This window comes from Paraburkholderia sp. BCC1876 (assembly GCF_902833695.1).
In the GTDB taxonomy this organism is placed as follows: Bacteria; Pseudomonadota; Gammaproteobacteria; order Burkholderiales; family Burkholderiaceae; genus Paraburkholderia.
Genome location: NZ_CADFGI010000016.1, coordinates 97,065 through 111,027 on the forward strand (window position 1 = coordinate 97,065; position 13,963 = coordinate 111,027).

Annotated in this window: 12 protein-coding genes; 6 read left to right on the forward strand and 6 right to left on the reverse strand. The window is 64.7% G+C overall.

The window, feature by feature from the left end; genetic code table 11:
- Positions 1 to 8: 8 nt before the first annotated feature.
- The 6 genes from HWY05_RS35545 to HWY05_RS35570 form a co-directional block, all read right to left on the reverse strand.
- On the reverse strand, positions 9 to 281 hold the full coding sequence (locus HWY05_RS35545) for a DUF1427 family protein (protein WP_176061235.1): 273 nt from the start codon (positions 279 to 281) through the stop codon (positions 9 to 11).
- 32 nt (positions 282 to 313) lie between these two features.
- Positions 314 to 955, reverse strand: a complete 642-nt coding sequence (locus HWY05_RS35550) for an HD domain-containing protein (RefSeq protein ID WP_035555189.1) — start codon at positions 953 to 955, stop codon at positions 314 to 316.
- A 215-nt stretch (positions 956 to 1,170) separates the two neighbouring features.
- Positions 1,171 to 2,640: a mechanosensitive ion channel family protein gene (locus HWY05_RS35555; protein WP_035555186.1), complete on the reverse strand. Its 1,470-nt coding sequence runs from the start codon at positions 2,638 to 2,640 to the stop codon at positions 1,171 to 1,173.
- Between the two features lie 39 nt (positions 2,641 to 2,679).
- Positions 2,680 to 4,548: an amidohydrolase gene (locus HWY05_RS35560; protein ID WP_035555183.1), complete on the reverse strand. Its 1,869-nt coding sequence runs from the start codon at positions 4,546 to 4,548 to the stop codon at positions 2,680 to 2,682.
- A gap of 64 nt (positions 4,549 to 4,612) precedes the next feature.
- The gene (locus tag HWY05_RS35565; RefSeq protein ID WP_035555180.1) at positions 4,613 to 5,305 is read right to left on the reverse strand and encodes a hydrolase; all 693 of its coding nucleotides are present in this window, start codon (positions 5,303 to 5,305) and stop codon (positions 4,613 to 4,615) included.
- Between the two features lie 247 nt (positions 5,306 to 5,552).
- Positions 5,553 to 6,473, reverse strand: coding sequence for a LysR family transcriptional regulator (locus HWY05_RS35570; RefSeq protein ID WP_035555177.1), 921 nt, complete (start codon positions 6,471 to 6,473; stop codon positions 5,553 to 5,555).
- 128 nt (positions 6,474 to 6,601) lie between these two features.
- Here HWY05_RS35570 and HWY05_RS35575 point away from each other — a divergent pair, with 128 nt between their 5' ends.
- The 6 genes from HWY05_RS35575 (at position 6,602) to HWY05_RS35600 (ending at position 13,952) form a co-directional block, all read left to right on the forward strand.
- Positions 6,602 to 7,255 (forward strand): DsbA family oxidoreductase, encoded by a 654-nt coding sequence (locus HWY05_RS35575; protein WP_176061237.1) that lies wholly within the window; start codon positions 6,602 to 6,604, stop codon positions 7,253 to 7,255.
- The gene (locus HWY05_RS35580; RefSeq protein WP_176061238.1) at positions 7,252 to 8,400 is read left to right on the forward strand and encodes an FAD binding domain-containing protein; all 1,149 of its coding nucleotides are present in this window, start codon (positions 7,252 to 7,254) and stop codon (positions 8,398 to 8,400) included. Before HWY05_RS35575 ends, HWY05_RS35580 begins: the two co-directional genes overlap by 4 nt.
- A 30-nt stretch (positions 8,401 to 8,430) precedes the next feature.
- Complete coding sequence (locus HWY05_RS35585) at positions 8,431 to 9,645, forward strand: MFS transporter (RefSeq protein WP_176061239.1); 1,215 nt, start codon at positions 8,431 to 8,433, stop codon at positions 9,643 to 9,645.
- A 253-nt stretch (positions 9,646 to 9,898) separates the two neighbouring features.
- Positions 9,899 to 11,176, forward strand: coding sequence for a c-type cytochrome (locus HWY05_RS35590; protein WP_176061240.1), 1,278 nt, complete (start codon positions 9,899 to 9,901; stop codon positions 11,174 to 11,176).
- Positions 11,173 to 11,691 (forward strand): (2Fe-2S)-binding protein, encoded by a 519-nt coding sequence (locus HWY05_RS35595; protein WP_176061241.1) that lies wholly within the window; start codon positions 11,173 to 11,175, stop codon positions 11,689 to 11,691. The genes HWY05_RS35590 and HWY05_RS35595 overlap by 4 nt, the downstream gene beginning before the upstream one ends.
- Positions 11,688 to 13,952 carry a molybdopterin cofactor-binding domain-containing protein gene (locus HWY05_RS35600; RefSeq protein ID WP_176061242.1) on the forward strand — a complete coding sequence of 755 codons (2,265 nt, stop codon included), beginning with the start codon at positions 11,688 to 11,690 and terminating at the stop codon, positions 13,950 to 13,952. Before HWY05_RS35595 ends, HWY05_RS35600 begins: the two co-directional genes overlap by 4 nt.
- The last annotated feature ends 11 nt before the right edge of the window (positions 13,953 to 13,963 follow it).

Genomic DNA, 13,963 nt, shown 5'->3' on the forward strand with positions numbered 1-13,963 from the left:
GCGCGCCATCAGCCGCCGTCCTTCGGCGCGCCCGGCGTGACCGTCTTTTGCACCGCGCCGCCGTTCGCCTGCGCGACCTGCACCGGTTGCGGCTGGGTCTGGCTCTGCGTTTGTTCCTGCGCGAAGAACTGCGCCTTGACGACCGGTATCGCGTGTTCGCCCAGCACCATGCCGAGCAGCCCAGCGAGCGCGATCAGCGGCGGCGCCGGCGATTGCACTTTCAGTAGCCAGTACAGCAATCCCACGCCGAAACCGACGCCCAGTGAAATGAGGTAGCCCATGCTTTGTTTCCTTTCCAGAATCCACTTCAATTTCAATTCGACCAGTCCGAACCCAGCACCAGTCCACAAAAATTCAGCCGGCGATAGTTCGGATCCCATCGGTCCAGCACGTCGGCATTCACCGTCCCGTACGTCGTCGCGGGACGATGCTCCATGCCGCGCGCGTACGCTTCGATCAGCTTCTTCTTGAAGCCGGATTCGCGCGGATACGCCTGCACGATTTCGTCGCGCTGCTGCGCGGTGAATTCGTCGTAATGCTCGCCGCGCACGTCCATCTGCACACCGGCGCTGATCATCGCCACCAACGGCGACATGTACTGCGGAATGCCCGGCGTGGTATGCAACGCAATCGCCGTCCAGACTTCCTTGATGTCGCTGTCGGGCACGGCGTGCTGCTGCAGAAACTCACGCGCGGCGTTCGCGCCGTCCACCTCGAAGCGATGCGGCGAGCTTCGATACTTCAGGTTCAGCCCGGCGTTGTGAAACAGCGCGCCGACGTACAGCAGTTCGGCGTCGAACGTCAGGTTGTCGCGGTATCCCGCCAATGCGCCGAACAGAAACGCGCGCTGCGCGTGATGGAACATCAACTCGGACTCCATGCCGCACATCAAATCGCTTGCTGCCTGAGCCACTACGCCATCGGGAATCTCGACGCCGGCAATGGTTTTCTTCATCTCAAGTCTCCGTATGGGACGTCCCCGCCGTGGCGCGCTCCGGCGCTGACGGGGCGGCCTCGCCGCCAGGCCAGGCGGGACGAAACGAGGTCAGGTCCACTCCATTGCAGCGTAACGAGTTAACCCCATAAAGACTTTGGCGCTTTCTTAAAAAGACTTAATCGACGCGACGGTTATGCCGAACCGATCGAAGCCGCGCACGCCGGGCGTGGCCGTCACAGCGTCAGCTCGTGGAAGCGCCGTACACCGTCGCGAATCCATTGCAGCAAGCCGCCGGGGTTGTCCTCCACGTCGTGCGGGGACGCCAGCAGCAATTCTTCGGTAGCGTGGTGTTCGGACAGCAGACGGCACATTTCCTTCGCCACGTCGGGGCGCCGCTCGAGCACCGGCGTCAACGCGGTCTTATCGAGCCGGAACACGGTGGCGCGCGTTGTGGCGCGCACGATCACCGCCGTCCTGACGCCCGCCAGAATGCCCGACTGGCCGATCGAATCGCCGGGCGCGAGGCGCCGCAACTCGACCTCGCCGCCGTCTTTCGAGACGACCGCCTTGGCGACCCCTTGCGCGAGAATGTGCAGTTCGTGGCCGCTCTCGTCCGCGGCCGTGTAAATGGTTTCGCCGACATCGAATTCGTGCCGGGTGAGCTTCGCGGCGAGTTCGGTCAGTTCGTTGTCTTCGAGCGTGCGGAAGATCAGCACGTTGCGCAGCAGGCGCTGCTTCTCGGTCATGCCGGCAGGCGCCGGCTCGGGCACCGACAGCGGCTGCAACAGCACGCCGCGCGACGCCAGATGCCGGTGCGCGAGATCGAACAGGTCGTTGCGCACCTCGATTTTTCTGTCGAGCTCGGCGACGTAGCAGACGATCTCGTATTCGATCGCGTCGTTGGTTGCGCGCCGCACGCTGACAACCGGTTTGGGATCGTCCAGCACGCCCTCGGCGCTCTGCGCGGCGTTCGACAGCGCTGCCAGCACGAGCGCCGGCCGGATCGACGGTTTGATCGGCAGCACGACGCTGATGCCATGCGTATGCGAGGGCTGATTCGCGTTGACGATGTTGGTGCGCGCCGCCACGCTGTTCGGAATCACGACGATATTGCCCTGCCCGTTCAGCAGACTGGTGGCGCGCCAGTTGCTCTCGATCACCTTGCCTTCCACCTCGCCGATCGTGACCCAGTCGCCAATCCGAAACGGCTCGGTGGCGTTCAGCACGACACCGGAAAAAACGTCGTTCAGCGTGCTCTGAATCGCCAGCCCGAGCACGACGGCTAACGCCCCGGAGGTGGCGAGCAGCCCGCGCACCGGCAGTTGCAGCACGAACGCGATCGCGCCGACCGCGGCGGCCAGAAACAGCAGCGCGCCGAACACGTCCTGAAACAGACGCTCCTTGTGCCAGGTTTCGGGCAGCACGGTGCGATCCAGCACGATGGTCAGCAGCCGCGCGCCCTGCAGCCACCAGACCACTTCCAGCACTTGCGCGAGCAGATGACGCAGCGGTTGATCGGGCCACGGCGCCGCACGCAGCGGATTCATGCCCGAACTGAACAGCACGTAAGTAGAGAGAGCGAACAGGAGCGCCCGGAATGCCAGGCGCGCCTGATCGCTCGTGCGGATCATGAACCGCCACGCGAGAAAATCGAGCACCAGAATGCCGAGGCCGAACAACACGCCGTCAGTCAGAGTCGGCATACAGATCCTCGCTCGCGGGGTGGGTTGAACCAGTGACGCTCAGAAAGCGAAGCAGCTACATCCCAGCGCGCCCCAGAAGCCGTTCGAATCGCTGACCGGCACGTTCTTGCGCCACGCCCAGCCGTGTGCGTGAGCATGCACGCCGCACAGATTCACGCAGCCGTCCACGCAGGCCACCGCCGTGGGTTTGTAGCGGCTATAGCCACCGAACTCCGCGACCGGCGACCACGAGGGGCTGACCGGCAGCGCGGGCGGCGCGAGCGGCGCGAATTCGTCGTCGGCGTAGACGACCTTGCCGCCCACCACCGTCATGACCGATTCGAGGAACTTGATGCGGCTCTCGTCGACGCTGAAGTAGTCTTCGCTCAGCACCGCGAAGTCGGCGAACTGACCCGGCACCAACGCGCCCTTCTTGTCGTCTTCGTTCGAGAACCAGGCGCTGCCCACCGTGTAGCGGCGCAGGGCTTCCATGCGGTCGAGCCGGTTCTCGGCCGAATACATCTGCGTGCCGCCTACCGTCTTGCCCGACACCATCCAGTACAGCGAGACGAACGGGTTGAAACTGGCGACGCGCGTCGCGTCCGTACCCGCGCCAACCGGCAGGCCGGCGTCGAGCATGTGGCGGATCGGCGGCGTGCGCTTGACGGCCTCTTCACCGTATTGCTGAATGAAGTACTCGCCCTGGAAGGCCATACGATGCTGGATCGCAATGCCGCCGCCCAGCGCGCGGACGCGTTCGATATTCTGTTGCGTGATCGTTTCGCAATGGTCGAAGAACCAGCGCAGTCCGTTGAACGGAATGTCGGCGTTGACGCGTTCGAACACGTTCAGGAAACGCTCGATCGACTCGTTATACGTGGCGTGCAGGCGGAACGGCCAGCGGTTCGCCACCAGCAGGCGCACCACGGCTTCGAGTTCCACTTCGAGCGTGTCCGGCAGATCGGGGCGCGGTTCGAGAAAGTCTTCGAAGTCCGCGGCCGAGAACACCAGCATTTCGCCGGCGCCGTTCACGCGCAGAAAGTCGTCGCCGTCGCCGGGCTTGGTCACTTTCACCCACTTCGCGAAATCTTCGATTTCCTTTTTGGCGTTCTGCGTGAACAGGTTGTAGGCGATCCGCACAGTCAGTTCATTGTGCTTCGCCAGGTCCATGATCACGGCGTAATCGTCCGGGTAGGCCTGGAAGCCGCCGCCCGCGTCGATCGCGCTGGTCACGCCGAGACGGTTCAGCTCGCGCATGAAATGGCGCGTGGAATTGCGCTGATCTTCCGGCGGCAGCTTCGGACCCTTCGCGAGCGTCGCGTACAGGAGCCCGGCGTTCGGCCGTGCGATCAGCATGCCGGTCGGATTGCCGCGCTTGTCGCGCTGGATCTCGCCGCCCGGCGGATTCGGCGTGTCTTTCGTGTAGCCGACCGCGCGCAGCGCGGCAGCGTTAAGCAACGCGCTGTCGTACAGATGCAGGATGAACACCGGTGTGTCCGGCGCGATGGCATTGATTTCTTCGAGCGTCGGGCCGCGCCGTTCAGCGAACTGGAATTCGTTCCAGCCGCCCACCACGCGAACCCACTGCGGCGCCGGCGTGCGGGCCACCTGCTTGCGCAGCATGTCGAGCGCGTCCGCGAGCGACGGCACGCCGTCCCAGCGCAGTTCAAGGTTGAAGTTCAGGCCGCCGCGAATGATGTGCAGATGCGAGTCGTTCAAACCGGGAATGACGGTGCGCCCCTGGAGGTCGACATGCCGCGTCTTGTCGTTGACATGCCGCATCACGGCGTCGCGGGAACCTGCGGCGACCACGCGGCCATCGGCGACGGCGATCGAATCGGCGAACGAGCGCTTGTCGTCCTGCGTGGCGATCTTGCCGTTGAAGAAGACGACGTCGGCCGGCGTCGGCGCGGAAGTACTGGAAGTCATGGCGATCCTCATGGGGAGCGCTCCGCGTTGAATGCGCGGAGCTATTCAGGGCAAGCGGGCGTGCTTACTTCGTCTTCGCCGGCACTGGGGCGAGGATTTCGTGCTGCTGCGCCGTGCGCTGAGCTGCCTTGTGAACCATCGTGTACGCGTAGTCGACGCCCATGCCGTACGCACCCGAATGCTCCTTGACGAGCTTCATGACCGCGTCGTACGTTTCCTTGTGCGCCCAGTCGCGTTGCCATTCGAGCAGCACCTGTTGCCACGTCACCGGCACCACGCCGGCCTGGATCATGCGTTGCATCGCGTAGTCGTGGGCTTCTTTCGACGTGCCGCCCGACGCGTCGGCAACCATGTAGATTTCGTAGTCGCCTTCGTCCATGGCGCACAGCGAGAACGTGTTGTTGCACACCTCGGTCCACAGACCGGCCACCACCACTTTCTTGCGACCGTTCGCCGCCAGTGCGTCACGCACCTTCTGGTCGTCCCACGAATTCATCGACGTGCGTTCGAGCACCTTGTGATCCGGGAACACGTCCAGCAATTCCGGGTACGTGTAGCCCGAGAAGCTTTCCGATTCCACCGAGGTAATCGTGGTGGGAATGTTGAACACCTTCGCCGCCTTTGCGAGGCCGACGACATTGTTCTTAAGCGCCTGACGATCCATCGACTGAACGCCGAAAGCCATTTGCGGCTGCTGGTCGATGAAAATGAGCTGGGAGTTTGCCGGGGTCAGCACTTCGAGTTTCGGATTAGCCATGACTATGTAAGTCCTAAAAGGGTGAGTTGACATGGGAGACATGCCGCACTTGCCTGAAGTGCGTGAAAAACTGAAGCCAGTCTAGCCACGGCGTTTGTCAACGTCCTTGTTGAACCCCTTAATCATTCTTAAAAAATATCAAGCTTCAGAACCCACCGGCGATGCGTTGCGCGTGCCGCGCTCAGAACTATTCACTTTTTTGCAGGACATTAAGCCGGCGCTCTTTCTACACTGCATTCGCCGCTGTTCAGCCTTCGAGCGCGCCTTGCAGCCGCGCTTCGAGAAACTGCACGAGCGTGCGCACTTTGCTGGAGTGACGGCGATTCGGTAGATACGCGGCATAGACGACCGCGTCGCCCTGATGCGGACTGGCGTCGAAATCTTCGAACAGTCGCATCAGACGACCGGCGCGAATCTCGGCGCTGACGTGCCACTCGGGCAGCAACGCAATGCCACGGCCCGCCATCACCGCTTCCAGCAGGATGTCGAGACCGTTCGACAGCAGACGCCCACGCACCTCGACGCGTTCTTCTTCGCCGTCGCGGTGGAAGGTCCACATCTGTCGCGTGCGATAGCCGCCGCCGTACGCGACCCGCAGACATTCGTGGTCGGCCAGTTCCTGCGGCGTGCGCGGCGTGCCGTGCTGTTCGAGGTAGCCATGGCTCGCGACGACGTAGCGCGGATTGTCGGCCAGCTTTCTGGCGATCAGGTTGGGGTCGCGATCCAGCCGGCCGATCCGGATTGCCACGTCGATCCGTTCGAGCGCGAGGTCGAGAAAGTTGTCGGCCACCACGACATCGAGAAAGACGCGCGGATGGTCAGCGAGAAACGCCGCGAGGTGCGGCGCGAGTCTTAAGCGGCTAAAGGTGGACGGCACCGAGATGCGCAGCGAGCCGACCGGCGACGCGCCGCTGTCGAACACGCTCTCGTCCGCCTCGGCGAGATCGTCGAGCACCTTGCCGACCTGCTCGACGTAGGCGATGCCGGCGTCCGTGAGACTGACCTTGCGAGGCGTGCGGGTCAGCAGCGCGGAGCCGAGCGACGCTTCCAGCGAGTCCATCAGGCGCGTGACCGACGAAGTCGCCACGCCAAGACGCCGCGCGGCCTTCGAAAAGCCGCCGGCATCGGCGACTTCCAGCAGCGTTTTCACGGCAAGGAATTTGTCCATGGTCGGTTTGGGTGTCGATAGATCGCTATTTGGTTGCAAAAAACGCAACACGGGTTTGCATTTTAGACCCATTCCGCAGCATAAACGCAACATATAAGCTGCATCCGTTACCTAGTGAGGGGTGCAACATGCAAGCCATTCAGGTGGAAGTTCATTACGACTTTATTTGCCCGTGGTGCTGGATCGGCCAACGGAATCTTTCCGCGGCGCTGGCGGACGCCGGCATCGGCGAGGCCGTGTCGATTCGCTACGTGCCGTTCGAGCTGAACCCGTCGATGCCCGTGGAAGGCATGGAGCGGCGCGCCTATCGAACCCTCAAGTTCGGCAGTTGGGCACGCTCGCAAGCCATGGACGCGCAGGTGACAGCCGCCGGCCTGAGCGCCGGCGCGGCATTCGACTACGAGCGCGTGCTGCGCACGCCGAACACGCGTCTCGCGCACCGGCTGATGCAGTTCGCGCAGTGCCGCAATGAACCGCGCACCACGGCCGCGCTGTATCAGGCCATCTATGCCGCGTACTTCGCCGAAGGCCGCGACATCGGCTCGCTCGACACGCTGGTCGCGATCGCCGCCGAACACACGTTCGACGCGGACGAAGTGCGCGCTTACCTGGCGAGCACCGCGGGCGATCTGAAGGTCGATGCGGCGCGTGAACGGGCCGACCGGCGCGGCGTGCAGGCGGTGCCCACGATCGTGATCGACGACCACGCGATCAGCGGCGCGCAGCCGCCCGTGGTGTTCACGCAGGCCCTGCGTGCGGCAGCGCGGAGGGACGCAGCATGAAAGCCCTCGAGCAACCGCGTGCCGTCGTGATCGGCGGCTCGCTGGGCGGCCTGTTCACGGCCACCACGCTGCGCGCGGCGGGCTGGCGGGTCGACGTGTTCGAAACCTCGACCCACCAGCTCGATAGTCGCGGCGGCGGCATCGTGCTTCAGCCGGACGTGCTGGACGCGCTGCAGTTTGCCGGCGTCGCGCTGCCGGACCCGCCGGGCGTGGCGTCGGGCGAGCGCATTTATCTGGATCGCGACGACCGCCGCGTCGAGCAGTTGTATATGCCGCAAATGCAAACGTCGTGGAGCCTGTTGTATCGCGCCATGAAAGAGGCGTTACCCGCCGAATCGCAGCACGCGGGCGAAACCTTCACCGATTTCAGCATGAACGGCGAGCAGATCGTCGCGCAGTTCGAAAGCGGTCGCAGCGAACAGGCCGATCTGCTGATCGGCGCCGACGGTACCCGTTCGACGCTCAGGCGGCGGCTGTTGCCCGAGATCGTGCCGGCCTATGCGGGCTATGTCGCATGGCGCGGGCTCGTCGAGGAACCGAACCTGCCGTTGCAGGCCGCGAACATGCTGCGCGAGCGCTTCACGTTCCAGCAGGGCGAAGCACACTCGGCGCTCGCCTATCTGATTCCGGGCGAGCACGACTCGACCGCGGTCGGCGAACGTCGCTGGAACTGGGTGTGGTATCGCAAGTACAGCCGCGCGCAGCTCGATCGTTTGCTGGTCGACCGGCACGGCCATCCGCGGGCGTTTTCGCTGCCACCGGGCTCGACCAAGCGCGCCGACGTCGCCGTGTTACGCGACGACGCCGCGGCCTTGCTGGCGCCGACGTTTCGCGCGCTGATCGACAGCACGGACGATCCGTTCATGCAGCCGATCGTCGATCTGCGCTCGCCGCGCATGGTGTTCGGCCGTGCGGTGCTGCTCGGCGACGCCGCCTCGGTGCCGCGTCCGCATACGGCGGGCAGCACCGCGAAGGCCGCCGCGAATGCGCATGCACTGGCGCGGGCGTTGTCGTCGACATGGCAGAGCGGCGTGACGATCGACGCCGCGCTCAAGCGCTGGGAAGACCAGCAGTTGCAACGCGGCCGCCTGATGACCGATCTCGGTATTTCGCTCGGCGACCGGGTGATGAACATCGCTCGCTGAGCTCACGTTTTTTCTTTTTAAGGAGTTGCAATGTCGACCCAGGCATCCACGACGGCAGCCGGTACCGGCCACGTCAAACTGACCCGCGGACTGATCGCGCTGTTCGCGTTCTGCTGCGGCGCGATCGTCGCGAATCTGTACTACGCGCAGCCGATCACCGAACTGATCGCGCCGGACATTCACATGTCCACCGGCACCGCCAGCCTGATCGTTTCGCTGACGCAGATCGGCTATGCGCTCGGCCTGTTCTTTCTCGTGCCGTTGGGCGACCTGCTGGAGAACCGCAAGCTGATGATCGCCACCGCGCTCGTTTCGATTGCGAGCCTCGCCGCCGCGACCTTCATGCATCACGCGGGCGGGTTTCTCGCGATTTCGCTGCTGATCGGCTTCAGCTCGGTCGCCGTGCAGATCCTGATTCCGCTCGCCGCGCACCTCGCGCCAGACGAATCGCGCGGCAAGGTGGTCGGCACGATCATGAGCGGCCTGCTGCTCGGCATTCTGCTGTCGCGGCCAATCTCCAGCGTGGTGGCGGGCCACTTCGGCTGGCGCGTGGTGTTCGGCGGCGCCGCCGTGTTGATGGCGATCGTCACGAGCGTGCTCGCGCTGACCATTCCGCGCCGCCAGCCGGATCACAAGGCGACTTACTTCGAGCTGATCGGCTCGCTCGGTCATCTGGTCCGCACGATGCCGGTGCTGCGTCATCGCTCGTTGTATCAGGCGCTGATGTTCGCTTCGTTCAGCCTCTTCTGGACCGCGATTCCGATCGAGTTGACGCGGCAGTTCGGGCTCTCGCAGACCGCGATCGCGATCTTCGCGCTGGTCGGCGCGATCGGCGCGACCTCGGCGCCGGTGGCGGGACGTCTCGCCGACGGCGGCCATACGATGCGCGCCACGCTGATCGCGTTGGTGGTGGGCGCGCTCGCTTATACGCCGGCGTTGATTCATCCGGCGTGGGGCGTGTTCGGCCTGGTCGCGACCGGCATCGTGCTCGACTTCGCCGTGCAGATGAACATGGTGCTCGGCCAACGCGAGATCTATGCGCTGCACGCGGCGAGCCGCAACCGGCTGAACGCGCTGTACATGACCAGCATCTTCGTGGGCGGCGCATTCGGTTCGGCGCTGGCCAGCCCGCTGTATGAGCATGGCGGCTGGACCCTGGTCGCGACGGTCGCCACCGCCTTCCCGCTGATTGCGCTGGCGCACTACCTCGCGATCGGCCGGCCGCACGCCGCGCGGATTGCCTAACGCTTGCAGTTTCATCCGGGCGGCAGCGCGCCGTCCGGATTAACAAGTTTTTAGTCCGGCTTCAGGAGTTCTCATGACGTTGGCGATACGCTAGCGCCATCGAGTCAAAACGCCGGCACGACAAACCATCGTTGCAATAAAAAACCCGTGCCGTTCGTTGGGATCACACGGTGACGGCGCTCGTCCCCCACTCGCATGCACCACCCCGCGCATGCGTTTTCTTTAAATCAAGACTTCAGTGAGAGGTGCGTGAATGACCCGCAAGTCAAAACTGCTGACGGCAGGCGGCGTGGTCATCCTCGCCGCGCTGACCGTTTTCCTGCTGCTGGCGTGGAACCCCGCCATCGATCCGATCGCGCCGCCGGCCGCGACGTCGTTCGACTCGCAGACGCGCCTCGCGGGCGCGCGTGTCGTGGCGCTCGGCGATTGCATCGTCTGCCATACCGCGAAGGGCGGCAAGCCATTCGCCGGCGGTCTGCCGCTGGCCACGCCGTTCGGCACGATCTACGCGACCAACATCACGCCCGATCCGGAAACGGGCATCGGCAACTGGTCGCTCGAAGCGTTCACGCGAGCGGTCCGTCATGGCGTGGCGCGCGACGGTCATCTGCTGTATCCCGCGTTTCCGTATATCCATTTCACCCGCATGTCCGATCGCGACGTCTCCGCGGCCTACGCGTATCTGATGACGCGTGAGCCGGTCCACGCCAGCGCGCCCGCCAACGACCTGATCTTCCCGCTGAATTTCCGCCCGCCGCTCGCCTTCTGGAACGTCTTGTTCCTGCGTCCCGGCGAGCAGCAAGCGGATGCGTCGAAAGACGCCCAGTGGAATCGCGGCAAGCTGCTGGTGGATGGCTTGGGGCACTGCGCGTCGTGTCATTCGCCGCTCAATGCGATCGGCGGCGAAAAGCTGGGCCATGCATTTGACGGCGGCGTGGTCGACGGTTGGGAAGCGCCTGCGCTCAATGCGCTCGGCGCAGCGCCCAGGCCGTGGACCCAGCAACAACTCGTGACCTATCTGCGCACCGGCCGCGCTAGCGAACATGGCGCGGCGGCCGGTCCGATGCTGCCGGTCACGCGCGATCTGGCGACCGTGCCGGAAGAAGACGTGCAAGCGATCGCCACTTACCTCCTGTCGATCCAGAAGCCGCAGCCCGCACTCGTCAACGTGGCGTACCAGGGCGCGACGTCGCCCGGCGCGCAACGCGGCGCGTTGCTGTTCGCCGCCTCGTGCGCGCAGTGCCACGGCCCCGCCGCGCCGATGCAGTCGATCGGCGAACGCCCCACCCTCGCCTTCAGCACCGCGATCAACGCGACGACGCCACGCAACACCGCGCAGATGATCCTCAGCGGCAACGGCTGGCAGGGCGAGGACAGCATTAACTACATGCCCGCCTTCAGCGAGGTCTATAGCGACCAGCAGATCGCCGATCTGGCGTCCTACGTGCGCGCCGCGTATTCACAGCGCGGCCCGTGGCAGGACGTCGAGGCGACGGTCGCCAAAGTCAGAAAGGAGAACCACGCGCGATGATCAACCTTACCGTCAATGGCGTGCAGCACACGCTCGATATCGATCCCTCCACGCCGCTGCTGTACGCGCTGCGCAACGACCTTCATCTGCATGGCGCGAAGTTCGGCTGCGGACTCGGCCAGTGCGGCGCCTGTACCGTGATCGTCGGCGACAAGGCGACGTTCTCGTGCCTGATTCCCGTGTCGGCGATCGGCACGTGCACCGTGCGCACGATTGAAAGTCTTGGCACAGCCGAGCACCCCGGCCCGTTGCAGAAGGCGTTTATCGATCACCAGGCGGCGCAGTGCGGCTACTGTATCGCCGGCATGATCATGCGCGCGCAGGCGCTGCTCGATCGCAATCCGCGCCCCACCGAACGCGAATTGCTCGACCATATGGAAACCAACCTCTGCCGTTGCGGCACGCACACGCGGATTCTCGCGGCGATCCGCGAAGTCGCGCATCTGCCCGTACCGGACACGGCGGCCGCGTCTGCCGCAACCTACGGCGCGGTGGCTCACGGAGGCGCGCAATGAGCCTCGATCACGACGACGTCAACGAAGGACGCCGCCGCTTCCTGATGTCCGGCGCGCTGGTGGTGAGCTTCAGCCTGTTCCCCGGCGTCAGGGCGATGGCGCAGGAAGTGATCGCCGACGAAGGCGCGGCCGTGCATATCGGCAAAGCGACCCAGACGCTGGCGGGCAGCCTGAAGACCAATCCGTATCTCGACGCGTGGATCAAGATCGATCCGGCCGGCAAGGTGACCGTCTACACCGGCAAGGTGGAACTCGGCACCGGCGTGCGTACCGCGCTGCTGCAAGTCGCGGCCGAAGAGCTCGACATGGCGCCCGCGCTGATCACCTTCCTGACCGCCGACACCGGCGCCTCGCCGGACGAAGGACTCACCGCCGGCAGCCACACGATGGCCGACAGCGGCAGCGCGTTGCTGAACGCCGCCGCCCAGGTGCGCGGTCTGCTGGTCGACGCGGCAGCGGCGAAGTTCGGCGTGAGCAGCACGGTGCTGAACGTGCGCAACGCGGTGATCAAAACGCCCGACGGCCGCAGCATGACCTACGGCCAGGCGGTCGGCTTCGTCGATCTGCATCGTCTGGCGACACCGTCGTCGCCGCTGAAAGATCCCGCGACCTTCAACGTGATCGGCACCTCGCTGCCCAGACTCGACATTCCCGGCAAGGTGACTGGCGGCGTGAGCTACGTGCAGGACATCACGATGCCCGGCATGCTGCACGCGCGCGTGGTGATGCCGCCCGTGTACGACGCCCAACTGATGCAGACCAACACGCCCGAGATCCTGAAGATGCCGGGCGTGATCAAGGTGATCCGCGACGGCAGCATGCTCGCCGTGGTCGCCAAAGGCGAATGGCAGGCGGTGCAGGCGCAACGCGCGCTGGCGGCCGGCAGCCAGTGGAGCGGCGGCCGCGCGCTGCCCGATCCGGCCACCGTGCATCGCGATCTGAAGACGATCTCCACGCAACACATCGAGATTGCGAACACGCACAGTGCGGCGGGCACGCCCATCAAAACGCTCAGCGCGAAATACACCAAGCGCTACATGCTGCACGGTTCGATCGGGCCGTCCTGTTCGGTCGCGCTGTTCAAGGACGGCGTGATGACGGTGTGGACGCATTCGCAAGGCGTCTACCCGCTGCGCGACGGCCTCACTGAAATGCTCTCGCTGCCCAAGGAGCAGGTTCGTTGCATCCACATGGAAGGCTCGGGATGCTACGGCCACAACGGCGCGGACGACGTCGCCGCGCACGCCGCACTGATTGCGCGCGAGTTGCCCGGCCAGCCGGTGCGGGTGCAGTGGATGCGCGAACAGGAGCACACGTGGGACCACTTCACGCCCGCGATGGTCACCGAAGTGAGCGCGTCGCTCGACGCGGGCGGCAGCATCGTCGACTGGAACTACGCGCTGTGGAGCAGTTCGCACAATGAGCGGATCGTCAACGCGGGCCGGCTTCTGCCGGCGCGCATGCTGGCGAAACCGTTCGTGTCGGCGCCTTCGGTGCCGATGGTGCAGCCCGAAGGCGGCGGCGACCGCAACGCGATTCCGTTGTACACGTTGCCGAACGTGCACGTCATGAACAATTTTTCGCCGACCATGCCGCTGCAAACCTCAGCGATGCGCTCGCTCGGCGCGCACATGAACGTCTTCACGATCGAAACCTTCATGGACGAACTGGCCGCCGCCGCGGGCGCCGATCCGGTCGCGTTCCGGCTCAAGCATATGCAGGACCCGCGCGCGCAAGACGTGATCAAACTCGCCGCCGAAAAATTCGGCTGGCCGCGCGCGGCGCGCAAGCGCAATCACGGTATCGGCTTCGCGTTCGGCAAGTACAAGAACCTGATGGCGTATGTCGCGATGGCCGTGGAGATTTCCGTTGTGCCGGAAACGGGTCAGGTGGTTCTCGAACACGCGGAAGTCGCGGTGGACTGCGGGCAAGGCGTCAACCCGGACGGCATTCGCAACCAGATCGAAGGCGGCGTGCTTCAGTCGGCCAGCTGGACGCTGTATGAGGAGCTGAAGTTCGATACCTCGCGAATCCGCAGCTTCGACTGGAGCAGTTATCCGATCCTGCGGTTTTCGGCGGTGCCGCGCGGCGTGAACGTGCATCTGATCAACCGGCCCGGCATGCCGTTTCTGGGCGTCGCCGAAGCGTCGATGGGCCCGACCGCGGGCGCGCTCGGCAATGCGTTGTTTGATGCGACGGGGCAGCGTTTGCGTGATTTGCCTCTAGCCGGCGAGAGCTTGCGCAAGCGGATCGATGTGTAGCCATGCGGTTG

What these genes read in the sequence shown, in the direction of transcription:
- HWY05_RS35555 (WP_035555186.1), bottom strand. Translation starts at nt 2,640, where the DNA reads ATGCCGACTCTGACTGACGGCGTGTTGTTCGGCCTCGGCATTCTGGTG.
- HWY05_RS35585 (WP_176061239.1), top strand. Translation starts at nt 8,431, where the DNA reads ATGTCGACCCAGGCATCCACGACGGCAGCCGGTACCGGCCACGTCAAA.
- HWY05_RS35545 (WP_176061235.1), bottom strand. Translation starts at nt 281, where the DNA reads ATGGGCTACCTCATTTCACTGGGCGTCGGTTTCGGCGTGGGATTGCTG.
- HWY05_RS35550 (WP_035555189.1), bottom strand. Translation starts at nt 955, where the DNA reads ATGAAGAAAACCATTGCCGGCGTCGAGATTCCCGATGGCGTAGTGGCT.
- HWY05_RS35565 (WP_035555180.1), bottom strand. Translation starts at nt 5,305, where the DNA reads ATGGCTAATCCGAAACTCGAAGTGCTGACCCCGGCAAACTCCCAGCTC.
- HWY05_RS35575 (WP_176061237.1), top strand. Translation starts at nt 6,602, where the DNA reads ATGCAAGCCATTCAGGTGGAAGTTCATTACGACTTTATTTGCCCGTGG.
- HWY05_RS35590 (WP_176061240.1), top strand. Translation starts at nt 9,899, where the DNA reads ATGACCCGCAAGTCAAAACTGCTGACGGCAGGCGGCGTGGTCATCCTC.
- HWY05_RS35595 (WP_176061241.1), top strand. Translation starts at nt 11,173, where the DNA reads ATGATCAACCTTACCGTCAATGGCGTGCAGCACACGCTCGATATCGAT.
- HWY05_RS35600 (WP_176061242.1), top strand. Translation starts at nt 11,688, where the DNA reads ATGAGCCTCGATCACGACGACGTCAACGAAGGACGCCGCCGCTTCCTG.
- HWY05_RS35570 (WP_035555177.1), bottom strand. Translation starts at nt 6,473, where the DNA reads ATGGACAAATTCCTTGCCGTGAAAACGCTGCTGGAAGTCGCCGATGCC.
- HWY05_RS35560 (WP_035555183.1), bottom strand. Translation starts at nt 4,548, where the DNA reads ATGACTTCCAGTACTTCCGCGCCGACGCCGGCCGACGTCGTCTTCTTC.
- HWY05_RS35580 (WP_176061238.1), top strand. Translation starts at nt 7,252, where the DNA reads ATGAAAGCCCTCGAGCAACCGCGTGCCGTCGTGATCGGCGGCTCGCTG.